The sequence below is a fragment of the Jiella flava genome (assembly GCF_017349315.1).
Taxonomy (GTDB): Bacteria; Pseudomonadota; Alphaproteobacteria; order Rhizobiales; family Rhizobiaceae; genus Jiella; species Jiella flava.
Map to the genome: position 1 here is coordinate 177,201 of NZ_JAFMPP010000007.1, position 22,782 is coordinate 199,982.

The 22,782-nt window shown below is 63.6% G+C and carries 20 protein-coding genes; 6 read left to right on the forward strand and 14 right to left on the reverse strand.

Annotated features, from left to right (window positions below):
• Positions 1-40: 40 nt before the first annotated feature.
• From J1C48_RS10325 to J1C48_RS10375, 11 genes are all read right to left on the reverse strand, one after another.
• The gene (locus J1C48_RS10325; protein WP_207257795.1) at positions 41-733 is read right to left on the reverse strand and encodes an ABC transporter ATP-binding protein; all 693 of its coding nucleotides are present in this window, start codon (positions 731-733) and stop codon (positions 41-43) included.
• Positions 733-2,031: a lipoprotein-releasing ABC transporter permease subunit gene (locus J1C48_RS10330; protein WP_207257753.1), complete on the reverse strand. Its 1,299-nt coding sequence runs from the start codon at positions 2,029-2,031 to the stop codon at positions 733-735. Before J1C48_RS10330 ends, J1C48_RS10325 begins: the two co-directional genes overlap by 1 nt.
• A complete protein-coding gene (gene proS / locus J1C48_RS10335; protein WP_207257754.1) occupies positions 2,028-3,350 on the reverse strand; it encodes a proline--tRNA ligase in 1,323 nt (440 codons plus the stop codon). Before proS ends, J1C48_RS10330 begins: the two co-directional genes overlap by 4 nt.
• A 287-nt stretch (positions 3,351-3,637) precedes the next feature.
• On the reverse strand, positions 3,638-4,555 hold the full coding sequence (locus J1C48_RS10340; protein ID WP_207257796.1) for an SMP-30/gluconolactonase/LRE family protein: 918 nt from the start codon (positions 4,553-4,555) through the stop codon (positions 3,638-3,640).
• 95 nt (positions 4,556-4,650) lie between these two features.
• Complete coding sequence (locus J1C48_RS10345; protein WP_207257755.1) at positions 4,651-5,616, reverse strand: ABC transporter permease; 966 nt, start codon at positions 5,614-5,616, stop codon at positions 4,651-4,653.
• 4 nt (positions 5,617-5,620) lie between these two features.
• Entirely contained in the window at positions 5,621-6,580 is a 960-nt protein-coding gene (locus J1C48_RS10350; RefSeq protein ID WP_207257756.1) for an ABC transporter permease, read from the reverse strand.
• Positions 6,577-8,151 (reverse strand): sugar ABC transporter ATP-binding protein, encoded by a 1,575-nt coding sequence (locus J1C48_RS10355; RefSeq protein WP_231081677.1) that lies wholly within the window; start codon positions 8,149-8,151, stop codon positions 6,577-6,579. Before J1C48_RS10355 ends, J1C48_RS10350 begins: the two co-directional genes overlap by 4 nt.
• 98 nt (positions 8,152-8,249) lie before the next feature.
• The gene (locus tag J1C48_RS10360; protein WP_207257757.1) at positions 8,250-9,341 is read right to left on the reverse strand and encodes a sugar ABC transporter substrate-binding protein; all 1,092 of its coding nucleotides are present in this window, start codon (positions 9,339-9,341) and stop codon (positions 8,250-8,252) included.
• Positions 9,342-9,941: 600 nt separating this feature from the next.
• Complete coding sequence (locus tag J1C48_RS10365) at positions 9,942-10,328, reverse strand: helix-turn-helix domain-containing protein (RefSeq protein WP_207257758.1); 387 nt, start codon at positions 10,326-10,328, stop codon at positions 9,942-9,944.
• A 976-nt stretch (positions 10,329-11,304) separates the two neighbouring features.
• Complete coding sequence (locus tag J1C48_RS10370; protein ID WP_231081676.1) at positions 11,305-11,691, reverse strand: response regulator; 387 nt, start codon at positions 11,689-11,691, stop codon at positions 11,305-11,307.
• Positions 11,681-13,282 (reverse strand): sensor histidine kinase, encoded by a 1,602-nt coding sequence (locus J1C48_RS10375; protein WP_343217692.1) that lies wholly within the window; start codon positions 13,280-13,282, stop codon positions 11,681-11,683. Before J1C48_RS10375 ends, J1C48_RS10370 begins: the two co-directional genes overlap by 11 nt.
• Positions 13,283-13,747: 465 nt before the next feature.
• Between J1C48_RS10375 and J1C48_RS10380 the strand changes: the two genes are divergently transcribed.
• Positions 13,748-14,683 (forward strand): sugar phosphate isomerase/epimerase family protein, encoded by a 936-nt coding sequence (locus J1C48_RS10380; RefSeq protein ID WP_207257760.1) that lies wholly within the window; start codon positions 13,748-13,750, stop codon positions 14,681-14,683.
• A gap of 18 nt (positions 14,684-14,701) precedes the next feature.
• Complete coding sequence (locus J1C48_RS10385; protein WP_207257761.1) at positions 14,702-15,487, forward strand: triose-phosphate isomerase; 786 nt, start codon at positions 14,702-14,704, stop codon at positions 15,485-15,487.
• 132 nt (positions 15,488-15,619) lie between these two features.
• On the opposite strand, the gene dhaL is transcribed toward J1C48_RS10385, so the two are convergent.
• Together dhaL and J1C48_RS10395 are read right to left on the reverse strand one after the other, a co-directional pair.
• The gene (gene dhaL / locus J1C48_RS10390) at positions 15,620-16,264 is read right to left on the reverse strand and encodes a dihydroxyacetone kinase subunit DhaL (protein ID WP_207257762.1); all 645 of its coding nucleotides are present in this window, start codon (positions 16,262-16,264) and stop codon (positions 15,620-15,622) included.
• A 58-nt stretch (positions 16,265-16,322) separates the two neighbouring features.
• Positions 16,323-17,570 (reverse strand): dihydroxyacetone kinase subunit DhaK, encoded by a 1,248-nt coding sequence (locus tag J1C48_RS10395; RefSeq protein WP_210345362.1) that lies wholly within the window; start codon positions 17,568-17,570, stop codon positions 16,323-16,325.
• 368 nt (positions 17,571-17,938) lie between these two features.
• On the opposite strand from J1C48_RS10395, the gene J1C48_RS10400 reads away from it, so the two are divergent.
• Positions 17,939-18,379, forward strand: coding sequence for a DUF805 domain-containing protein (locus tag J1C48_RS10400; RefSeq protein ID WP_207257763.1), 441 nt, complete (start codon positions 17,939-17,941; stop codon positions 18,377-18,379).
• A gap of 351 nt (positions 18,380-18,730) precedes the next feature.
• On the opposite strand, the gene dksA is transcribed toward J1C48_RS10400, so the two are convergent.
• Positions 18,731-19,147, reverse strand: a complete 417-nt coding sequence (gene dksA, locus J1C48_RS10405) for an RNA polymerase-binding protein DksA (RefSeq protein ID WP_207257764.1) — start codon at positions 19,145-19,147, stop codon at positions 18,731-18,733.
• Between the two features lie 330 nt (positions 19,148-19,477).
• Here dksA and J1C48_RS10410 point away from each other — a divergent pair, with 330 nt between their 5' ends.
• From J1C48_RS10410 to J1C48_RS10420, 3 genes are all read left to right on the forward strand, one after another.
• Entirely contained in the window at positions 19,478-19,993 is a 516-nt protein-coding gene (locus J1C48_RS10410) for a SixA phosphatase family protein (RefSeq protein WP_207257765.1), read from the forward strand.
• Positions 19,994-20,197: 204 nt separating this feature from the next.
• Positions 20,198-21,649, forward strand: coding sequence for a YcjX family GTP-binding protein (locus J1C48_RS10415; RefSeq protein ID WP_207257766.1), 1,452 nt, complete (start codon positions 20,198-20,200; stop codon positions 21,647-21,649).
• The gene (locus J1C48_RS10420; RefSeq protein WP_207257767.1) at positions 21,646-22,731 is read left to right on the forward strand and encodes a YcjF family protein; all 1,086 of its coding nucleotides are present in this window, start codon (positions 21,646-21,648) and stop codon (positions 22,729-22,731) included. The genes J1C48_RS10415 and J1C48_RS10420 overlap by 4 nt, the downstream gene beginning before the upstream one ends.
• The last annotated feature ends 51 nt before the right edge of the window (positions 22,732-22,782 follow it).

The following is a 22,782-nucleotide window of genomic DNA, read 5'->3' on the forward strand; positions in this document are numbered from 1 at the left end:
CGCAGCAGGGCCTTGCGAACCGCCAGTGCCCTGCCCGCAATCAATCCATTTCGAACGGCACGATCTTGCCGGCGTCGAGGGTGATCGCATGATCCATCCGCCGCGCGAGATCGTGGTTGTGCGTTGCAATCAGCGCCGCGACGCCCGATTGACGGACCAGCGCCGTCAGAGCGTCGAAGACATAGCCCGACGTCGTCGGATCGAGATTGCCGGTGGGCTCGTCGGCGAGGAGCACATGGGGGGAATTGGCCACCGCCCGGGCGATCGCCACGCGCTGCTGCTCGCCCCCCGACAGCTCCGCAGGTCGGTGCGCCGAGCGCGCGCCGATCCGCATATAATCGAGCAGTTCCTGCGCCCTGGCGGCCGCATCTTGGCGCGGCAGTCCGGCGATCATCTGCGGCAGCATGACGTTTTCGAGGGCCGAAAATTCCGGCAACAGGTGGTGGAACTGATAGACGAAGCCGATCGCCTGGCGGCGCATCGCTGTGCGCTTCTCGTCGCCGAGCGTGCCGCAGGCGACACCGCCGACGAAGACCTCGCCACGATCCGGCCGGTCGAGCAGACCGGCGATATGCAGCAGCGTCGACTTGCCGGCTCCGGAGGGCGCGACGAGCGCCACCATCTCGCCCGGCGCGATCGTCAATTCCGCCGCATCGAGAATGACGAGATGGTTCTCGCCCTGCCGATACTCCTTGCCGACTGCTTCGAGCCGGAGCGCTTGATTCTCTGCCATCATTCGTACCGCAAGGCCTCGACCGGATCGAGCCGCGATGCCCGCCAGGAGGGAAGGATCGTTGCCAGGAAGGACAGGCCGATCGCCATCGACACGACCAGAATGACCTCGGTGCTGTCCACTTCCGCCGGAAGCTGGCTGAGGAAATAGAATTCCGGATTGAACAGCACCACGCCGGTCACCCAGGAGAAGAACTGGCGGATGCTTTCGATATTGAGGCAGAACACCAGCCCGAGGACGAAACCGGCCAGCGTGCCGGCAACACCGATCGAGGCGCCGGTGATCAGGAATACCCGCATCACCGCCCCCTTGGTCGCACCCATGGTGCGCAGGATGGCGATATCGCGGCCCTTGTCCTTCACCAGCATGAACAGGCCGGAAATGATGTTCAGCGCCGCGACGAGAACGATCAGCGTCAAGATGATGAACATCACGTTCCGCTCGACATTCAGCGCCGAGAAGAAGCTCTCGTTCTGGGTCTGCCAGGTGGCCGTGTAGACCGGCCGCCCGGCCGCCTTCTCGATCGCCGGCTGCATGGCGGCGACATCGTCCGGATCGTCGACAAAGACCTCGATCGACTGAACTTTGTTGTCCTGATTGAAATAGAGCTGGGCCTCCGACAGCGGCATGTACACATAGGCCGCGTCGAATTCCGACAGGCCGATCTCGAAGATCGCCGTCACCGGATAGGCCTTGATCCGCGGGCTGGTGCCAAAGGGGGTGACGTCACCATCGGGGGAAACCAGAGTGATGTTGTCGCCGAGCCTCAATCCCAATGCCTGCGCCAGCCGGCTGCCAACGGCAACGCCCTGCCCGGTGTCGAAGCCTTTGAGCGTCCCAAGCTTGATGTTCGACGAGACCGGCTTGAGCTGCTCCAGATCCTTCAGCAGCGTGCCCTTCACAAGCGCGCCGGACGAGCCCTGACCCGGCCCCTGCGCCAGCACCTGGCCCTGCACCATCGGCATGACGAATTTGACGCCCGGAACCTTGGCGATCCGCGCGGCGACTTCCTTGTAGTCGGTGAAGGGGCTGTCCATCGCATAGACGACGATGTGGCCGTTGACGCCGAGGATGCGCTGCAAAAGCTCACCGCGAAAGCCGTTCATCACCGACATGACGATGATCAGCGCGGCAACGCCGAGCATGATGCCGACGAAGGAGAAGCCGGCGATCACCGACACGCCGGCATCGCGGCGGCGCGAGCGCAGATAGCGGCCCGCAATCATCCATTCGAAGCGCGAGAACGGCTTGCTGCCCCGGGTCGCGTCGGCCGGAGCGGGATTCTCCGGCAGGCTCATGCGGTCACCCTGGCAACAACCGAGGCGAGCGGGATTGTTTCCCGCTCACCGGTCGCGCGGACCTTCACCTCCGCCTCCCCGGCCTTGGCGCCGCGCGGCCCGACGATCACCTGCATCGGCAGGCCGATCAGATCCATGGTCGCGAATTTGGCGCCGGCGCGGGTATCCTGATCGTCATAGAGCACGTCGACGCCGGCCTTTTCGAGCTCGGCATAGATCGTCTCGCAGGCCGCGTCGCAGTCGGCGTCGCCGGGCTTCATGTTGATCAGGCCGACATCGAAGGGCGCCACCGACCTCGGCCAGATGATCCCGGCTTCGTCGTGGGACGCCTCGATGATCGCCGCGATCAACCGGCTCGGCCCGATGCCGTATGAGCCCATGTGGACCGGTATGTCCTTGCCCTCCGGACCGGTGACGACGGCGTTCATCGGCTCGGAATATTTGGTGCCAAAATAGAAGATGTGACCGACCTCGATGCCCCGCGCGGCGACCTTGTCGGCGTCGGGCAGCCCATCCCAGAGCGCGGTGTCGTGCATCTCGTCGGTCGCCGCATAAGGCGTCGTCCAGTCCTTGACGATCGCCGCCAGTTCGGCAGCGTCGGCGAAGTTGACGTCGGCGCCCGGCACGCTCATGGCGAGGAAGTCGCGATGGCAGAATACCTCGCTCTCGCCGGTCGAGGCCAGGATGATGAATTCGTGGCTGAGATCGCCGCCGATCGGGCCGGTGTCGGCGCGCATCGGGATGACCTTCACGCCGCACCGGTTGAAGGTTCGCAGATAGGCGACGAACATCCGGTGATAGGCCGTCTGCGCCGACTCGAAGTCGAGGTCGAAGGAATAGGCGTCCTTCATCAGGAACTCGCGCGAGCGCATCACGCCGAAGCGCGGCCGCACCTCGTCACGGAACTTCCATTGGATGTGATAGAGATTGAGCGGCAGATCCTTGTAGGAGCGGATCGACGACCGGAAGATATCGGTGACCATCTCCTCATTGGTCGGACCGAACAAAAGCTCGCGCTCGTGGCGATCCTCGATCCGCAGCATCTCCTTGCCGTAAGCCTCGTAGCGGCCGCTCTCGCGCCACAGATCGGCGGACTGGATCGTCGGCATCAACAATTCGACGGCGCCGGAGCGGTTCTGTTCTTCGCGGATGATCGCACAAACCTTGTCGAGCACCCGCTTGCCCATCGGCAGGAAGGAATAGATGCCCGCCGCCTGCTGCCGGATCATGCCCGCCCGCAGCATCAGCCGATGCGAGACGATCTCCGCTTCCTTGGGATTTTCCTTGAGGATGGGCAGGAAATACCGCGACAGACGCATGGTTGGTCCGATCTGCTTTCAAAAATGGCGATGGGCGCGTGCTGATGCGGCTCTTAACCGCTCACAACTGCGATGAAAAGATGACATTTGCGGATCGCACCGACGGGCGCGGGCGCGCGGGCGATCCGCCGCCACTTCGCCCGCTGTCGAGACACCGCATGCGGGCCCAACCGACGGGCGCGCGAAGGCCGATAAGCCGGGGGTTGCCACGCGGCGACGACCAGGCGATCAAACTGCGCCCGCGGCTTGCACCAGCCTTGCGCGGGCGCTGCTCTCGTTCGTCGATTTCAGGGCACGGCGGCGCCGTTCACCGGCAAGCGGACACCGTAGAGACTCGTCGTGCCGCAAATATAGAGGTAATTCCGCTTCGGTCCGCCAAAGCAGACATTTGCCACCACTTCCGGCACTTTGATCCTGCCGATCAGCGTACCGTCGGGGTCAAAGCAATGGACGCCATCGGCCGCGCTCGTCCAGATCCGCCCCTCGGTGTCGAGCCGGAAGCCGTCGAACAGGCCGCTGGTGCAATCGGCAAAGACGCCCTTATCGGTCAGCCTACCGTCATCGGCAACGGCGAAGCGGCGGATATGCGCCGGGCCGTCATCCGGGTGATGGGTGCGGCCGGTATCGACGATATAGAGCAGCCGCTCATCCGGCGAAAAGGCGAGCCCATTCGGCTGGACGAAGTCGTCGGCGACGACCGTCACAGCACCGCTCTGTCCATCGATCCGATAAACTCGGTTGGCCTGCTGCTCGCTCTCGGCCTTGTTGCCCTCGTAATCGGAATCGATGCCGTAGGTCGGATCGGTGAACCAGATCGAAGTGTCGGATTTCACCACGACATCGTTGGGGCTGTTCAGACGCTTGCCTTCGTAGCGATCGGCCAAGGTCACGACGCGGCCGTCGAACTCCGTGCGCGAGACCCGCCGCCCGCCATGTTCGCAGGAAACGAGCCGTCCCTGACGGTCGGTGGTGTTGCCGTTGGAGTTGCCCGAAGGCTGGCGAAACACCGAGACGGCGCCACTCGCCTCGTCGAGGCGCAGCATGCGATCGTTGGGAATGTCCGACCAGACGAGAGAGCGCCCCGCCGGAAAATATGCCGGCCCCTCGGCCCAGCGGCAGCCCTCGAATAGCCGGTCGACCCGCGCCGTCGGGATATGCAGCCGCCGAAAGCGCGGATCCAGCACCTCGAAGTCGATATCGAGCATCATTGATTTCTCCCTCACGTCGCCAACCAGCCTCTTGGGCTCAGGCCCAGCGAAAGGCCTCTATCCGGCTTCTCGGTCTCTCCGCGGCATCCGGCTCAGTCGGTCGGACGTGCCTCGCGGGCGTAAAGCAGCACAAGGGCGATGATAATCACGCCGAAGACGATGTTCTTGCCGGCCTGGCCGATCTGCGCGACCGATAGGATCGACTGCAGCAGGACGACGATCAAAGTTCCGGCGATGGTGCCGACATAGCCGCCAAAGCCCCCCATGATGTTGGTGCCGCCGATGATCACCGCGGCGATCGGCACGAGCAGATAGTCGTTGCCCATGCCGAGATAGGTCTGTGAGGCGTAACCGGTCAGAAGGATGCCGGCCAGCACCGCACAAACACTCGAGGCGACGAAGGCGCCGACATAGACGATGCGGCTGTCGATGCCGGAGAGAAACAGCGCCGGCTCGTTGTTGCCGGTCGCATAAAGGAAGCGACCGAAGCGCGAGCGCGCCAGGACGACGATGGTGATGGCGGCGAACACCGCCCAGACGATCGGCGCAACCGGAAAGCCCCCGACATGGCCGACGGCGAGAAAGCGCACGAAACCGGGAATGGTCGAGTCCGGCGGCTGACCGTTGGTATAGACCATCGTCAGTCCTTCGAGCAGCGCGTTCATGCCAAGGGTCCAGACCAGCGAATGCAACCGGAAGACCGCAACGCCGACGGCGTTGATCAGGCCGACCACGATGCCGACGAGAAGCGCCGCGCCGACCGCGGTCACGGCGCCATAGCCCTGGCCGTAGAGGGTCGCCATCAGAATCGACGAAAAAGTGAGGTTCCAGGGCACAGATAGGTCGATCTGTCCGGTCAGGATGACCAGCGTCTGACCGATCGCGATGACGCCGATGAAGGTGGCGATCTGCAGCTGGGCCTGAATGTTGCCCCAGGAGGCGAAGGCCGGATTGTAAATCACGGCGGCGACGATCAGAACGACGAGCAGCCCGTAGGAGACGGCGACGCCGTGCTTGGTGAAGGCGCCGACGCGCGCCGCAAGACGGGAGGTGGTCATCGGCTCAGCTCCTCAGCACGGACAGGCGGTTGCGCACGCGCAACGTCCAGGCGTTGCCGAACATCAGCACAAAGATCAAAATCCCGCCCTGAAAGACGCTCTGATAAAAGGACGAGACGCCGGCGGCGAACAACACGCTGATGATGATCGAGATGAAGAAGGCGGCGATGATCGGCCCGAGGGCGAGCCCCCGCCCGCCGCCGAGTATCGCCCCGCCGAAAACCACGGCGGCGACCGAATTCAGCGTGTAGGCAGTGCCGATGGTCGCATCGCCCGACGTGGTCTGGGCGGTCAGGAAGAGACCGGCGCAGGCGGCGAGGACGCCGCCGATCACATAGGCCGAGACCAGCGTGCGGTTGACCTTGATGCCGGACATGTGCGCTCCGCCGGGATTGTCGCCGACGGCATAGATCGCGGTGCCGAGGCGCGAACGCATGATCGGCAGGCGGAAGAGTAGCGTGACGACGAGGAGCACGATCAGCGAATAGGGCAGATAGCCCCACGAGCCGGTCAAAGTCGTCGCGTAGTAGCTCGGTACCGAGCCACCCGGCTGCGGCCGGATCAGCAATGCGAAGCCGGAATAAATGTAAAGGGTTGCGAGCGTCACGATGATCGGCTGGATGCGGCCATAGGCGACGAGAACGCCGTTGATCAACCCGGCCCCGGCCCCGGCCCCGAGCGTCAGCAGCACGACGGTCACGACACTGAACGGGCTGTCGCCCATATAGGTGGCGGCGATGGCGTTGGCGAGGCCGACGATCGCCCCGACCGAGAGATCGACGCCGCCGGTCAAGACCACGGTCAGTTGGGCGAGCGCGGCAAGCGCCAGGGTCGTGCCCTGATTGGCGAGCAGGCGAAAGCCGAAGGGCGAGAGGATCAGCGGCTGCTTGTACCAGTAGTAGCCAAGCAGCAGGATCAGCGCGAGGATCGCTAGCAGCGAGCTCTTGTAGCGGCGCAGGATCATTGGGCGGCCTCCACCACCACCGCCTCGTCGGGACGTGCCCGCCCCATGCGAAGCGAGGCGGCCAAAATATTTTCCTCGGTGATCGCGTCACCTTCTAGGGTCTCGGCGATCCGGCCGTCGTCCATCACCGCCACCCGCTGGCACAGCCCGATTAGCTCGCTGGTCTCGGTCGAATAAAGCACGACGCCCTTACCCTCGCGGGTCAGCCCGGCGATCAGCTCGTAAAAGGCCTGTTTGGTGCCGACATCGATCCCCCGAGTCGGATCGTAGAACAGGAAGACGTCGGCCCCCGTCTCCAACCATTTGGCCAGCACCAGCTTCTGCTGATTGCCGCCGGAGAGCGAGCGGGCGGGCAGCCCCATCGAGGCCGCCTTGACGGCAAGACGCTGCATCATCGACTCGACGAAACGGCGCTCTTTCGCCGGACTGACGAAGCCGAACCGACCGAGGCGCGCGAGCACGGAAAAGGTGATGTTCTCGCGCACGCTCATCGGCAGCACCAAGCCCTCGGTCTTGCGATCCTCCGGAATCAGCGCGATGCCGCGGGCTTTGGCCTGCCACGGCGTACCGATGCGGGCAGGCGCGCCGTCGATGCGCACCGTCCCGGCCGCCCGGCGATAAGCACCGAACAGGGTCAAAAGCAGCGTGCCCTGCCCCTGGCCCTCAAGCCCGGCAATGCCGAGAACCTCGCCGCGGCGCACCGTCAGCGACACACCCTTGAGATCCGATCCGGCGGCGAGCCCGGCAACCTCGAGCAGCGGCGCCTCGGCTTCGGACACCACCGTCTTTGTGGGAAAGGACCGCTCGACCCGTTGGCCGAGCATCATCTCGACGATCTCCGCATCGCTCGCCGCGTTTGCCGCCACCGTCGCGACATGATGCCCGTTGCGAAACACCGTCATGCGATCAACGAATTCGCGGATCTCACTCATCCGGTGAGAAATGAAGATCACCGACGTGCCGCCGGCGCGCAGCTTGCGCAACAGCGCGAACAGCCGCTGCACCTCCTTGCGGCCGAGTGCCGAGGTGCCCTCGTCGAGGATCAAAAGACGCGGCTTGCGCGACAGCGCCTTGAAGATCTCGACGAGCTGACGGTCGGAAAGCGAAAGATCAGCGACCAGCGCGTTCGGCCGGATGTGATCGACCCCGAGGCTGGCGAAGAGGTCGCCCACCGCCGCGCGCAGCCGGCTTTGGCTGATCTGGCCGAGAAAGCCGGTCGGCTCGTGGCCGATGAAGATGTTTTCGGCGACCGTGCGATGGGGAAACAGCGACAGCTCCTGAAACACCGTCGCGACACCGTGGGCGACGGCATCGGTTGGGCCGGCGAAGTCCACCGTTTCGCCGGCGATGGCGATCGTGCCGGCATCCGGGCGCTGGACGCCGCTCAGGATCTTCACCAGCGTCGACTTGCCGGCGCCATTGGCACCCAAGAGGGCGTGGATCTCGCCGCGTTCGCAGGCAAAATTCGCCGCCTGCAACGCATGCACTCCACCAAAACTCTTCGAGATCCCCCGCGCCGACAGCAGCGTCTTGCCGCCGCTTGGCCGGGCCGGTTCCTGTTGCAAAGCCACCTTCGCTTCTCCCGCACATCGCCGGGTGACGGCCGTGATGGGCCGTCACCGCTGCCTGACGTCCGAACACCGCGGGTTCGGACCGCTCCGAGGCGAGGTCAGACCTTCTGCTTGAGGATCTGCTCGGCCGTAAAATCGAGCCCGCAGACGGGAATGCTGATCGCGGTGAAGAAGCTGTCACCGATTTTGGGGAAGAAGTTCGTGCCTTCCTTCAACGTATCCGTTGTGACGATCGGCAGCGGTGCGCTCACCGCCTGAGGCACCTCCTTGCCCTGCAGAGCGTCGAGCGCGACCATGATCGAGAGCGCCGAAAGCGCCGGCGACTGGCCGATCGAGAGCATCGGAAATTTCAGCTCCGAATCCAGCTTGCGAAAGCCGTTTTCGGCCTCGCCGGCGATCGGCGGGATCTTCAGGCCCGCCTGCTGGAAGGCGCGCACGACGCCCGTATCGCCCCCTTGCGACCAGACGCCGTCGAACTTCGTGCCCGCAGCCAGTGCGTTGGCGACCACCTTCTGTGCGGTGCCGTCATCCCAGTTGCCGTAGACCTCGGTGGTTTTGATGTCGGGGTGCTTGCCGAAAATGTCGTTGGCCGCGCGGGTGCGCTCCTGATCGACGAAGGTGCCGGCGACGCCCCGCACCACGAGGATGTTGCCCTTGCCACCGGTCTTGTCGACGATGAAGTCGGCCCATTTCTTGCCCATTTCATACTGGTCCTGATTGACCAGGATGGCCTTTTTCGTGGTCACCACATTGTCGAAGGAGACCACCAGAATGCCGGCATCGACGGCCTGGTCGATCACCGAATTGAGGCCCGTCGGCGAGGCGGCGTTGACGATGATCGCATCGACGCCCGAGAGAATCATCTGATTCATCTGAGCGATCTGAGCGCTGACCTCGTTGCCCGAACTCGTCGCCTGGAAGCTGGCGATCAGCGGCTTGACCTCGGGACGCTCCGTATAGCTCTTGGCGATCTGCACCATCTCGGTGCGCCAGGTGTTGCCGATATAGGAATTCGACAGGGCGATCTTGAAGGGGCCCTTTTTGGCCTCGCGCTTGACCATCGGCGTGTCGGACGACCACGGCACGATGCATTTGTCGGCCGCAGCCCATGCGGCGCCTCCCAAGAGGCTCGACACTGCGGTCATGGCGACGCCGCCGGCGGCCACCTTGATAAATTCTCTGCGTTGCATGCGGGTCTCCTCCCACGGAACCATTCACTCGCAATCGACCGCCAGCCTACCCTCCGGCGATCGAAAACAACGAATACATTATTGTCATTTGGGCTTCGAGTGAAGGCATCAGCAGTCGTAAATTCGATGAATCCGTCAGAATTCACGCTACGGTAAGGTTGGGAGCACGACGGCCCATGGCCTTGCGGTGGGCACGGCAGTACGAAGTACGCGCGTTGCCGGGGACGGCGCCAATAGGCGACAGGCGGACGGCGAAGATCGAACGGACACTGCGCTGGAATTGACGCCGACAGGACGGCCGTCGCTCGGTGCCTCGGCACCCGACCTTGCCGGCAAGGACGTATGATTGCCGTGCCGCGGCCAAGACTCGGGAGGCGGCCTTGCCGACGACGAATGCCGCCCCGCCATTTCTTCGCGGTCACGCGGAATGCGCGGCCACGACATCCCGACTTGCGATCGCGGCGGCTCGTCAGCGCGACAAAACCTGCTTCGCGACCTGTCCAGGGCACGGCCATGCAAAGCAATGCAGCTCTTGATCGAATTGGTATGACTATAAGAGCGGACGTGCCCCATGGGGCGCTCGGGGTGGAACTGCCGGAGTCAGTCGGCACGCCTGCCGACGGCGCGCTGCATGATCGCATTCACGACCTTGCGAATCCGTGCCTCACGCGGCGGCGGGGGCGCCTTGAGATCCCGCAACCAATCGGACGCCGGACACGCTGCGGGTTCGACAATGGCATCGACCCCTTCGAAAAATACCAGGATGGACACATTGAAGCGCTCGGCCAGATCAGACAACCGATCGACGCCGATTCGGGCCTTGCCGCGCTCGTAGCGTTCAATCTGATGAACGGTGCCCTGCAGATAATGCGCCAAGTCCGCCTGCGTCAGCCCGGCGGCCATCCGCAGGTCGCGCAGCCGCCGGCCGACCGCGACGTCGAGCTCAATCTGATTTTGGTCCTGGGCCGACATCGGCTTCATACCCATTTTGCTCCCTCGTGTGTCCTCTTGGTCCGTCGCTCCGCGGCGTTCCGTTTCGCAGTGCCGACGAGCCAGCCGCCCGGCGGCACTGCGAGACGTCCTTCATTCGCCGCGCCTCGCGGCGCCGGGTCCCCGGGGCACCTCAGACGCATACTTTGCATGCAATTTAGCAGCCGCCGTCGCGATTGCAACCTTCAGTACCAGACGCCGCCCGCGAAAGACCGGTGAAATCTTGTTAAGATTCGGGAATTTCCGGCGGACGGACGCAAGCCATTCCGTTTATCGCTCGCTTCCGGCCCCCGGCTCGACACGCCGGAGATTGGTCCCGTGGGGCCGGGATTGGAAACCTTCGACGCGTTGTCCTGGGCCAGCCTCCTGCAGGCCGCGAGATCCTGATCCGTTGCGGCGATCGCCAACGGGTCTTCGCTCTGGCCGACGTGTTGAGCGCGCCAGCGCCCCCGCAACGATGGCCGTGGCCGAGGCCGCCGCCCTCGATCGCCTCAAGCGCCCTGCGTCGGATCGAACGCAGAAAGAACGCTCCAAATTCTTTGAATTGAAGCATCGCGCCTGCGTCGCAGGGCCTCTGCACGCGGATCGGCACTCAAGGAGGGACAGCGATCGTCCTCGCATCGTCGACCGAGCGACATCGCAGTCTGCGATCAAATTTTCTGACGATCAGGGAAATTGAGACGGCCAGCAGCGAGCGGACCATCATGCTCGCCCTTGCGGGACACGGGACGATTGAACGGCCTTCTCGCCGACAATCGGCCTTTGCATGACCCCGTGGGCCCGCCACTTCGAGCAAATCACAGCGCCTGTGGGGATCGGCCAGCACGCGTCGCCCGCTTATGTTGGCGCGCCAGGGGCCGAGGGCCGAGGCTTCAAGCAATTTTCGCGCAAGCGGGTTTCAGCTTTGCGTCGAAAATCGCGTTCGAACAAAAGCCGACCGCGTGATCTCGATTCCATCTCACGAGGAAGCGTTTTAGCCGAAGCAGGTGGCCAGCGACTGACCGATCTCTTGCGAGGTGTAGGGCTTTTGCAGGATCGGAACGTTCTGCCACCGATCCTCGACGCCGTCGCGGCCATAGCCGGTCGCGAAAATGAACGGTATGCCCATGGCCCGCAGACGGTCGGCAATCGGATAGACCATCTCGCCGCAGACATTGACATCGAGAACGGCGCAATCGATGGCGACGCCGGAATCGAGCAGTTCGCCCGCGGTCCGCAGCCGCATTGCCGGTCCGACGACACGGCATCCGAGCTCGTCGAGCATGTCCTCTAGCTGCAAGGCAACGAGGCTCTCGTCCTCGACGACAAGGACGCGAAGTCCCTCAATTCCATCGCCGCTCTTGGCCAATTCAGAGAGCAATTTCGCCTACCTCGGAGGTGTCGACGTCCAGAGAACAAATCAGATTTCCCTCGGACAACTCGATGGAAACCATACCACCGAGTTCGCCGCTGACAATGCTTCGCAGAATACGAATTCCAAATCCCGGCCGAAGCTCCTCCCCATCCCCCCCGTCGCCGGAGGTCTCCCGCCACTGCAGCACCAAGCGGTCGTCGACATGCCGCCAGGAGACCTCGATCTTGCCATCCGCGCGGGTCAAGGCACCATGCAGGCGGGCATTGGCGAAGAGCTCGTGGATGACGATGGCGAGGGCAACGCCGGTCTTCGGCGACAGCATCACGTCGCCGCCGTCGAGCACCAGACGACCCGGATCGATCCCCTGATTGACGTGACGAAACAGCGCCGTCAGCGGCACCGCCTCCCAGCGCCGATCGGCGAGAATATTGTGCACCCGGCTCAGCGCCATGATGCGAGCCTCGAAGGCGTAGCGCGCCGCATCGAGATCGACGGGCTCGCGGAAGGTCTGCCGCGCCATCGACTGGATCGTCGCCAGCGTATTTTTCACGCGATGGTTCAGTTCGTCCATCAGCGTGCGCTGATGATGGGCTGCCCGGAGCGCCTCCGTTCGATCGATCCCTTGCGCAATCACGCCATAGATTTCGCCATCGCTGTCGCGCACCGGGTTGCAGAAAAAATCGACGAGAGAAACGGCCTCGTAAGGGCTGCCGGGGTGGTGCAGCCGGATTTTCATGCTCTCGCGGCTGACGCTCTCGCCGCGTTCCATGGCGTCGTGCAGCATCGCGATGAAGGGCTGGTCGCGCAGCTCGGGCAGCCACTCGAGCAGTGGCTTTTCGGCAAGTTGGGTGCCGCCGATAAAGCGCATGAAGCTGTCGCTGGCAAAGGTCGGCCGCAGCTCCGCGCCCTCGAACACCGCGATCATCCCCGGGGCCTGGCTGAACAGCCGGCGAAATTCCTCATTCTTGGCCATCGTCTGCTGATAGGCGGCCTCGACCGTCTCGGCATTCTGCCACAACGTCATCGCCGTCGTGTCGGACTCGAGGGTTGCGGTTTGCAACCGCGCCGTCGCGATCTCGGTGACATCGTTCGGGCTGAGCAGCACGAATTCGACGTTGCCCGCGGCGTCGACGATCGGCGCATGCCGCGCGCTCCAATAGCGCATCTCGGTACCACCCCCGCGCTCGGGCGGCAGCTGCATCTCGTAGGCGACCAAAGCGATGGTGTCCGCGGCGCCGGTCGCGATCACCTCGCGAAGCGAGTTATGGACACGCTGCCGGGCCTCCCCGGACGACGGCAGCACGTCGAAGAAGTAGCGACCGATCAGCGCCTCGCGGCTCAGCATCGTCGCGCGTTCATAGGCCTGATTTACGGCAACAAACCGCAAGTCGCAATCAATAATGGCCTTCGGCATTGAACAGATTTCGAAGGCCTTTCGAAAATCAGGCCCAGCGGATACCGCTTCGTCACCGGCAATTATGACGTTATTTTTGGCGAATGTCTCGCCAGAGGACAACTTGCCACGACTGATCATTGATATGGCTCGTTTCGACTGCGCATTTTTGACCTTGCAATACGAATGGAGCGCGACCGTCATTTGGCTCCGAGCGAATTGGCGAACTGAAAACTAAGCCATTTTTAGAGGTTCCCTTAAGACGACAAAAATCTCAAGCCGATGCGACACTAGATGAAATCACGAAAAGTCATGAACAACACTCGATGGCGACGTGAAGAAACGGTGAATCATTTGCAACTGTCTGATCTGAAATCACGTGCGATGAACCGACTGACGTCGTCCCGCACCGGGCTCGATGTGAAGCCGATTGAAATTTCGTTCATGCCATGCCTTTTTCTTCACCCAAAAAAGGGCCGCCATGGCGATATCGCGCGGTTGCGACGACGTTTGCGAGCGATGCGTCGACGGGAGGCAAGGCAACGTCGGTTCTCGGTGCGCGTGCCATAGCGCTCTTAAATTCATCTGGTCACGCGCGACGTAACGCCGCGTCGCGACAATAGTGACCAAGACGGATCGCCGTCGAGGACGCTGCGGGGGGGGGAAACCATGACACAAAATTTCACGCTGTCGATCAGCACCAACCCGCTGGTCAATCGCTTCGCCCTGCCGGAGCGGCTGATCGCGGCAGCGGCGGATGAGATCGGCATCGGGTATCTGCAACTGACCCATGAGTTCTTGAACCCCTCCTGGCCATCGCAGACCCTCGCCCCGCTTGTCGACCGCATGGGTCGGGCCTTGGCCGGTCACGACGTCAAGGTCACGTCAATGATGACGGGTCCATATGGGAGGTTGAATCATTTTGGCCATCCCGATGCAGATGTGCGAGCCTATTATATTACTTGGTTCAAAACGCTCGCGGACATCGCGGCCGATCTTGGCTGCCCGGCGATCGGGACGCAATTCGCCATTCTGACCTATGATGACTACGATGATATCGAGCGGCGCAACGCGCTTCTGCGCATCGCCCTCGATTGCTGGCGCGAGGTCGGCGAACATGCCGCCAAGCGCGGACTGAGCTGGATGTTCTGGGAGCCGATGTCGGTCGGCCGGGAGCTTGGCCATACGCTTGAGGCCTGCGCCGCATTGCAGGCCTTCATTGAACGCCACGATCTGCCGATCCCGCTGCGGCCGATGGTCGACATCGACCATGGCGATGTCTCCTCCGCCAATCCCGCCGACATTGATCCCTTCGCCTGGGCGCGGACCTTCGCCACCGCCTCGCCGATCATCCACATCAAGCAAAGTTCGGCCAACAAGGGCGGCCATTGGCCGTTCACCGAAGCCTATAATCGCGACGGACGGATCATGCCCGAAACGCTGCTGCCGGCGATCGTCGCAGGTGGCGGCACGGACAACGAAATCTGTCTCGAACTCGCCTTCCGCGAACGCGAGCCGACCGACCGCCAAGTGGTCGCTGCCCTCGCCGAGTCGGTGGCGTTTTGGGCGAATGCGGTCGATGCCGGCCGCCCGGTGAAGGCTTGACCGCCACAAGACGGATTCATGCAGGAGAGGACAATCGTGAGCACCAAGCGCCCCTTCATCGGCACTAGCTGGAAGATGAACAAGACCCGCGCCGAGGCGGCCGCGTTTTGCCAGTCCGTCAAAGCCTCGCCGCTCGCCGCCTGCGAAAACGCCCAGCTCTTCGTTATTCCACCCTTCACGGTGCTGACCGCCGTCGCCGAGGCGCTGGCAGACACTGCGGTCATCGTCGGCGCCCAGAACGCGCACTGGCAGACCGCCGGCGCCTGGACGGGCGAAATCTCCCCGCTTCAGGTCAAGGATGCCGGCGGGATGCTGGTCGAAATCGGCCACAGCGAGCGGCGGACGTTCTTCAACGAGACCGACGAGACCGTCGCACTGAAGACCGCCGCCGCCGTCCGGCAAGGCCTGACGGCGCTGGTCTGCATCGGCGATACCCTGGAAGACTATCAGGCCGGGCGCACCGCCGAGACGCTGAGGCGACAGACCGAGGCTGCGCTGTCGAAGGTGGAATGGACGGACACCACCTCGGTGATCTTTGCCTATGAGCCGGTCTGGTCGATCGGCGACGGCGGGACGCCAGCCGATCCAAGCTTTGCCGATGAGCAGCAGGCGGCGGTCAAGGCGTTGATCGAACGGGCCATCGCACGCCCCCTGCCCGTGCTCTATGGCGGCAGCGTCAATCCGACGAACTGCGTCGAACTCGCCACCCGGCCGCATATCGATGGGCTGTTCATCGGCCGCTCGGCCTGGGATGCGACGGGCTATCTCGGCATCGTCCGGAACGTCATCGACAGGTTGGCGTGAGGCAAGCATGCCGCCGTCCTGTATCGTTACGCACGGCTCAAAACGGCAAAGCCACGCCGCGGATCGAGCGACGCGGCTTTGCCGTCTGACGTCAACGCGGCCGTCGCATGTCCCCGCCGCGTCCGTTGCACATCAGATGTGGGCGAAGACGTCGGCCATGGTGCGCACGATCAGCGCCGTCGAGGCGGCGCCCGGATCCATATGACCGAGCGAGCGAGCGCCGAGCCACGACGCGCGCCCCTTGGAGGCCTGCATCGTCTTCGTCGCTTCCGCACCCTCCTCAGCGGCCGTGGCAGCGGCGGCGAAGCAGGCCGCGAGCGATTCGTCGCGTTCGGCCGCCGCTTCGATCGCCTCGGATGCCGGCAGCCAGGCGTCGACCATGGTCTTGTCGCCCCGCTCGGCCTTGCCCCGGTCCTGAATGCCCTTGGCCATCGCCTTGAAGGCCTCGACCATCGCGTTGCGATCCAGCGCGCTCTCGCCCTTCACCGCCGCGCCGGCCCGCATGAAGGCGGTGGCATAGAGCGGTCCGGATGAAGCGCCGACGGCGTTCAGGAAGCTTTTGGCACTGGTGTTGAAGACCGTCGTCGGATCGGCTTCGGTCGTGTCGAGCCCGCCCAGAGCGTTTTTGACGGCGGTGAAGCCGATATTCATCGTCACACCGTGATCGGCATCACCGATGACGCCGTCGAGTTCGGAAAGCCGCTCCTTGTCCTGATCGATCGCCGCCGCGATGGCGAGGAACAGATCGACAAGGTTCTGGCTGGTGATCGTAGTCATAGACCCATCCCTTATTTCGATTGGCGCCACGGCCGTTATCTGGGGCGCAAGAAATCGCTCAGCCGGCGCGGAACATCGCGCAGTCGCAGGGGTGATCAAGCAGCTCCGTCAGTTCGTCATCGAGATGGATCAGGGTGATCGACATGCCGGCCATTTCCAGCGACGAGCAATAGGTGCCGACCCAGGTCTCGTGCACCGAAATGCCGTTGCGCCCTAGCCGTTCGGCGATCCGGCGGTTGATCACATAAAGCTCCATCAGCGGCGTCGAGCCGAGGGAGTTCACCAACACGGCCACCTTGGCGCCCTCCGGCGCGTTCATCTCGCCAAAGATCCGCTCCAAGATGCCGTCGGTCACGTCGTCGGCGCTGCGCAGCGGCTCGCGGCTGATCCCCGGCTCACCGTGGATGCCCATGCCGATTTCCATCTCGCCCGCGCCGATCTCGAAATTGTGGCGCAGGGTCTGCGGCAGCGAACACGGCGACAGGGCCACACCGACGGTGAAGGTGCGGGCATTGGCCTTACGGGCGACACGCTCGCATTCGTCGATGGACCACATCTTGTCGGCGGCCCCGCCAGCGATCTTGAAGATGAAGAAATTGCCGGCGACGCCTCGGCGCTTCTCCTTCTGATCGAAAGGCGCCGAGGCGATGTCGTCGGTGGAGAGCACCGTGCGCACCTCGATATCCTCCATCGTCGCCATTTCCGCGGCCATGTCGAAATTCATCACGTCGCCGGCATAGTTGCCGTAAAGATAGATGACGCCGGCGCCACCGCTGACCGCCTTGGTGCATTCGACGATCGGATCCGGCGGCGGCGAGGCAAAGACGTTGCCGATGGCACAGGCATCGGCCAGCCCCTTGCCGACATAGCCGACAAAGCTTGGCTCGTGGCCGGAGCCGCCGCCGACGACGATGCCGACCTTGCCCTCGCGCGGGCCGTCGACCGCGACGATCGAGCGGGGGCTGCCGTCGAGCTGGCGCAGGTGCTTCGGATGCGCCTTGATCATGCCGTCCAGCATCTCCGCGATGATGTTGTCGGCATTGTTGATGAGCTTTTTGGTTTTCACGCGATTTCCTCCCTGAACCTGTGTCCGCCTGGTTCCCCGGAGCGAGCCGACCGAATTGGGCAGTCCCTCCGCCTTCGACACCGCATGGCCGGTCGCGGCATCGGTGATCAGCACATTCGCGTGCCAGCCGCGCAGCGCCGCAAGAATCGCCGTCGTCTTCTCCGGCCCGCCCGCCACCGCGGTCCGGAACCGCACCTTGGCGATCTCGTCGAGCGTCAGGCCGATGCTACGCTCGTCCAACGGCCCATGCGCGGCCTTCCCGTGGTCGTCGATAAGCGCCCCGCGATCACGCGCTCAAGAAGGCTCCTTCGCCCCGGTACCGGCGATTGCAAGCGCCGGCACGAGCAGCATCCGTCACAGGCGCGACAGCGCGACTTTGGCGCGCCCGCGCACGCCGCGAAGACCGCATCTGCCATCCATCACTCCCCTCCTGCCGTCTTCGCACCGGTCATGACAAGCACGATCGCCCTGTAACGCAAAGCGAGGCCAAGCAGCTCAGCAAATCCGAACAATCTCAGACTGAACGCGAATGAACGCCATCTTGGCGCGCAAAAAGCCAACCCTATAAGTAAGATTGCCTGATCGTAAATCCTTTCGGAGGAATTCGAATGTCGGTTCTTCTGCAACCGTATAAGCGGTATTTTGAATTTTCAGGTCGCTCACGACGCCTGGAATATTGGCTTGCGCAGCTCACCTTCTTGGCCGGCATCTTTCTGTTCACAACGATCGACAACATCGCCGGCCTCGGCGGCAGCAACCGGACCACCACCGACACGACCAATGGTCTGAGGTTCAGCGTCCACGCCAATGGCGGCCTTCTGACCGCCCTGTGGTTCTTATTCACTATTACCCCGATGATCGCAATTACCGTCCGCCGCCTTCACGACACCAACCGCAGTGGCTTCTGGATGTTTATCAGCCTCATTCCGATCATCGGCTCGATCTGGTTTTTGGTGCTGATGTGCCTCAACGGCACGGTCGGAAACAATCGCTTCGGACAGGACCCGAAGGATCGGCTCGGACCAGGAGCGGAAGCCGTCTTTGAATAGGCTGCCTTCGACTCAAAAGCGCTGACGGGTGATTGACTTCCACCAAGTGAACGCATCGTTGCTCGGCCTTGGCGTTTCAATAAGAATGACCCGCCACAAGCAGGCCGCATTCCTCTGTCTGAATTTCAAAAGACAGACGACGCACCGCCCCGCAATGCCGTGTCGATCTCGATGTTCCCCACATGCCGTATCTGTATGTGGGGTTATGTTCGCGCGCAGATTCCGTCACCTGACAGCTGAGTGACGATGCATTCTGAGCGCCGGCATTGGCCGGAAATCCGGCGCAATTTCGGCACCAACAATCTTGGCGATTGATCGAAAGTCTGCCGTCAACGGCCACGCGCCAGACGATTACTCGTCACGATAGACCTTCTCGCGGCGTTCGTGGCGCTCTTGGGCTTCGAGTGACAGGGTCGCGATCGGCCGTGCATCGAGACGCTTCAGGCTGATCGGCTCGCCGGTTTCCTCGCAATAGCCGTAGGAGCCGTCATCGATTCGCTCGAGAGCCGCATCGATCTTGGCGATCAACTTGCGCTGGCGATCCCGCGCCCGAAGCTCAATGGCCCGGTCGGTCTCCGAAGACGCGCGATCGGCGATATCGGCGAGATTACTGTTGTCGTTGGCAAGCGCTTCGAGAGTCTCGCGCGCTTCCCGCAAGATCTCCGACTTCCATGTCAGCAACTTACGCCGGAAATACTCTTTCTGACGATCGTTCATGAAGGGACCGTCGTCAGAAAGCGTCAGATCGGCATTGAGTGTTTCGCTCATTACGCACCTCCATTCCCGCTGGCGCGCTTATAGCGACGCTTTGCCGGTGGAACAAGTTACGTTTGCGCCACAGCAGCGGTTCCCTAATCGAATCTAAGGCTCGGATTTGGTTAGCTTTTCGGAACCATTGTGGCGAAGGCGGCAATCTGATCCGCTAACCCGTGCAGAGTGACGCAGGGTTGCGGCGGCGAAAATCGCCTCAAACGGCGGCAATTTGCACCCGTCGGGTGGAATTGCCCACTTTTGTAAGACTCGGCAACCAAAGCTCCGCCGCCCCTTGCCCTTCGGGAAATGATTGCCCGGCTCAAAATTTCAGCCTATCGAAAATCCATGTCCGACCGCTTTCGCTCCACGCTCCTGATCCTGCGCCATGCTCATTCCTCGTGGGCACGCCCAGGCGAGCGCGACCACCAGCGCCCGCTCGACGAGCGAGGCAGCGCGGACGCGGCTCGTTTGGCGACGATCATAAAAACAGACGGTGTTGCGATCGACACCGTGGTCTGCTCCACGGCAACCCGCGCCCGCGAAACCCTCGAGGCGCTGATGCCGGCACTCGCGGATAGGGTCGAAATCCAACATTCCGACGATCTCTACGCGCTTGGCACCGAGGCCTATTATGCGGCAGCCGGGGCAGTTGGTGAGGAAGCCCATGCCCTGCTGATTGTCGGCCACAATCCGACGATTGAGGACTTCACCCGCTCGCTGATCAGGAGCGGTGAAAGCGATGCACTGAATGCGCTCGCCGAGGGCTTTGCGACCTGCGCACTGGCGATTGTCGGCTTCGAAGGGCCGCTTGGCGAGGCCGCGCCGCAATCCGGCCATCTCATCCGAGTTATCCGTCCCTGACGCCTTGCCATCCGCATCGACGACGCTCTGGGCGTTGAGGTGAACCGGAGTTGCGATGCGGGCAGATCTTTGGAGGCAGAACGCCCGGCTGCCGCAGCCTCGCGACGCTGCAGATCGCCGGCGCCTCTTCGAACGCCATGCCGCCGTCCCTATATCTGGGGCAACCTTCATCGCCCTGTCCCACCGTAAAGATCCACGCCGCCCATGACATCGATTGCCGACGAGGCCCGCCTCGTCTTCGACAATTTCACCGATCGGACCGCGTCGATCTTCCATCCGACCCTTCGCCTCGGCGTTACCGGCCTGTCGCGGGCAGGCAAGACGGTGTTCATCACCGCTCTCGTCCATAACCTCCTCTCGGGCGGCCGCCTGCCGCTGTTCAAGGCGCAGGCGAACGGCCGCATCCTCGGGGCCGATCTCGAGGAGCAGCCCGACGACGCGGTGCCACGCTTTCAATATGAAGACCACATTCGGCGGATCGTCGAAGAGCGGGTCTGGCCGGAATCCACCCGGGCAATTTCGGAACTGCGGCTCACCGTCGCCTTCGAATCCGCCTCCAGCTGGCGCCGCATGCTTCCGGGCGGGCGGCTGACCATCGATATCGTCGACTATCCCGGTGAATGGCTGCTCGACCTGCCGTTGCTCGACAAGGACTTTACCGCCTTTTCCGCCGAGGCGCTGGAGCGCGCGCAGCTCCCCTCGCGGCAAAAGGAGGCGGGGCCGTTTCTGCAAAAACTGGCCAGTGTCGATCCCGAAGCGGCCGCCGACGAGGTGACGGCCCGCGATCTCAGCGCCGCCTTCGCCGATTACCTCAAAGCCTGCCGCGCCGATGGTTCGGCGTTGTCGACCTTGCCGCCCGGCCGCTTCCTGATGCCGGGCGATCTCGACGGCTCGCCCGCCCTCACCTTCGCGCCGTTGCCGGTCGAACCGGGCAGGACGTATCCCAAGGGCTCGATGGCGGCGCATCTGGCCCGGCGCTACGAGGCTTATAAGACGGTCGTCGTCAAACCGTTCTTTCGCAATCACTTCGCCCGTCTCGATCGGCAAATCCTGCTGGTCGATGTGCTGCAGGCGATCAATGCCGGCCCGGAAGCAGTCGCCGACCTTGAAACCGCCCTCACCGACATCCTCGGCTGTTTCCGGCCAGGGCGATCAACCTGGCTCGGCGGCTTCCTGACACGACGGATCGACCGCATCCTCGTCGCCGCAACCAAAGCCGATCATCTCCATCGCGAAAGCCATCGCCGGCTGGAGGCGATCGTCCGCCAGATCGTCGACGACGCGGTAGCACGGGCGAAGTTTTCCGGCGCCAAGACCGACATGCTCGCCATGGCCGCCGTGCGCGCCACCCGCGAGGCGACGATCACCGACGCCGGCGAGGCGTTGCCGGTGATCGTCGGCACGCCAGCCAAGGGCGAGACGATCGGCAAACGCAGCTTCGACGGCCAGACCGAGACCGCCGTCTTCCCCGGCGACTTGCCTGATGATCCACGGCGGCTCTTCGATCCGCAGAACGGCATCGAGCCCGGCTCGCTACGCTTTGTGCGCTTCCGCCCACCCAAACTGCAGCCGAGCACCGAGGGGCTGATCTTGTCGCTTCCCCATATCCGCCTCGACCGGGCCCTGGAGTTCCTGTTGGGAGATCGCCTGCAATGAGTGACGAACGCGACCAACGCCGCCGGGCGCCCGGCGCCTTCGATCTGCCCGGCACGGCGACCGGACAAGCCGAACGCCGCGCCGAGAGCGACCCTGCCTCCGGCGAGACGCGTCTGCCACGCTCGTTCGCCGCCATCGACCGGATCGCACTCGATCCGGAAGACGCGATCGACGCCGATCGCCGCAACGACGACGAGCCGGAGATCGAGACCCGCCGGGGCTTTTCCTTCGGCAAGCTTTTGCTCGGCTCGCTCAGTGTCCTGTTCTCCCTGGCGATCGGACTTGCCGTCGATGCCGTCGTGCGCGATCTATTCCAACGCAACGAATGGCTCGGCTGGACCGCCTTGGCGCTCGCCGGTGTCGCCCTCGTCGCAGCGTTCGGCATCGTCATTCGCGAGACCATCGGCGTGATGCGCCTCGGCGCCGTCGATCGCGAACGCCAGCGGACGCTCGCCGCCTATCGCGCCGACTCCTTGCCTGAGGCCAGGCTTGCCGTTTCGACCCTCGAAACGCTGCTTTCGGATCGTCCGGAGACCGCGCGCGGCCGGGCCGAGATCGCCAGCCTGAAGGACGAGGTCATCGACGGCGCAGATCTGATCGCACTCGCCGAAACGCACATGCTCGGCCCGCTCGACCTTAAGGCCCGGGCGCTGGTGCTGGCCTCGGCCAAACGGGTGTCGGTCGTCACCGCTGTCAGCCCCAAGGCGATCGTCGACGTCGCCTATGTGGTGTTTGAGAACATCAAGCTGATCCGCAAGATGTCAGAGCTTTACGGCGCGCGGCCCGGCGCCCTCGGCCTCGTCAAGCTCACCCGTGACGTGCTGGCCCATCTCGCCGTCACCGGCTCGATCGCGGTCGGCGACAGTCTGGTGCAGGAGGTGATCGGCCATGGCCTCGCCGCCCGGCTGTCGCAGCGGCTCGGCGAAGGCATCGTCAACGGGCTGCTGACGGCCCGCGTCGGTCTCGCGGCGATGGATCTGTGTCGGCCAATGCCCTTTCTGCGCGCCAAACGGCCGCGGATCGGCGCCATTCTCTCCGAACTGACCGCCAGTTCCGGCGCCGAGACGCGCCGCACTCCCTAAGATCCGGGAGGCGCCCCAGCGATGCCCCAGCGATGGTTGAAAGGCTTGATT

What these genes read in the sequence shown, in the direction of transcription:
- J1C48_RS10410 (WP_207257765.1), top strand. Translation starts at nt 19,478, where the DNA reads ATGTCCGACCGCTTTCGCTCCACGCTCCTGATCCTGCGCCATGCTCAT.
- J1C48_RS10350 (WP_207257756.1), bottom strand. Translation starts at nt 6,580, where the DNA reads ATGATCCTGCGCCGCTACAAGAGCTCGCTGCTAGCGATCCTCGCGCTG.
- J1C48_RS10345 (WP_207257755.1), bottom strand. Translation starts at nt 5,616, where the DNA reads ATGACCACCTCCCGTCTTGCGGCGCGCGTCGGCGCCTTCACCAAGCAC.
- J1C48_RS10385 (WP_207257761.1), top strand. Translation starts at nt 14,702, where the DNA reads ATGCAGGAGAGGACAATCGTGAGCACCAAGCGCCCCTTCATCGGCACT.
- J1C48_RS10325 (WP_207257795.1), bottom strand. Translation starts at nt 733, where the DNA reads ATGGCAGAGAATCAAGCGCTCCGGCTCGAAGCAGTCGGCAAGGAGTAT.
- J1C48_RS10340 (WP_207257796.1), bottom strand. Translation starts at nt 4,555, where the DNA reads ATGCTCGATATCGACTTCGAGGTGCTGGATCCGCGCTTTCGGCGGCTG.
- J1C48_RS10380 (WP_207257760.1), top strand. Translation starts at nt 13,748, where the DNA reads ATGACACAAAATTTCACGCTGTCGATCAGCACCAACCCGCTGGTCAAT.
- J1C48_RS10330 (WP_207257753.1), bottom strand. Translation starts at nt 2,031, where the DNA reads ATGAGCCTGCCGGAGAATCCCGCTCCGGCCGACGCGACCCGGGGCAGC.
- J1C48_RS10400 (WP_207257763.1), top strand. Translation starts at nt 17,939, where the DNA reads ATGTCGGTTCTTCTGCAACCGTATAAGCGGTATTTTGAATTTTCAGGT.
- dksA (WP_207257764.1), bottom strand. Translation starts at nt 19,147, where the DNA reads ATGAGCGAAACACTCAATGCCGATCTGACGCTTTCTGACGACGGTCCC.
- J1C48_RS10420 (WP_207257767.1), top strand. Translation starts at nt 21,646, where the DNA reads ATGAGTGACGAACGCGACCAACGCCGCCGGGCGCCCGGCGCCTTCGAT.
- J1C48_RS10365 (WP_207257758.1), bottom strand. Translation starts at nt 10,328, where the DNA reads ATGGGTATGAAGCCGATGTCGGCCCAGGACCAAAATCAGATTGAGCTC.
- J1C48_RS10360 (WP_207257757.1), bottom strand. Translation starts at nt 9,341, where the DNA reads ATGCAACGCAGAGAATTTATCAAGGTGGCCGCCGGCGGCGTCGCCATG.
- J1C48_RS10415 (WP_207257766.1), top strand. Translation starts at nt 20,198, where the DNA reads ATGACATCGATTGCCGACGAGGCCCGCCTCGTCTTCGACAATTTCACC.
- proS (WP_207257754.1), bottom strand. Translation starts at nt 3,350, where the DNA reads ATGCGTCTGTCGCGGTATTTCCTGCCCATCCTCAAGGAAAATCCCAAG.
- J1C48_RS10375 (WP_343217692.1), bottom strand. Translation starts at nt 13,282, where the DNA reads ATGACGGTCGCGCTCCATTCGTATTGCAAGGTCAAAAATGCGCAGTCG.
- dhaL (WP_207257762.1), bottom strand. Translation starts at nt 16,264, where the DNA reads ATGACTACGATCACCAGCCAGAACCTTGTCGATCTGTTCCTCGCCATC.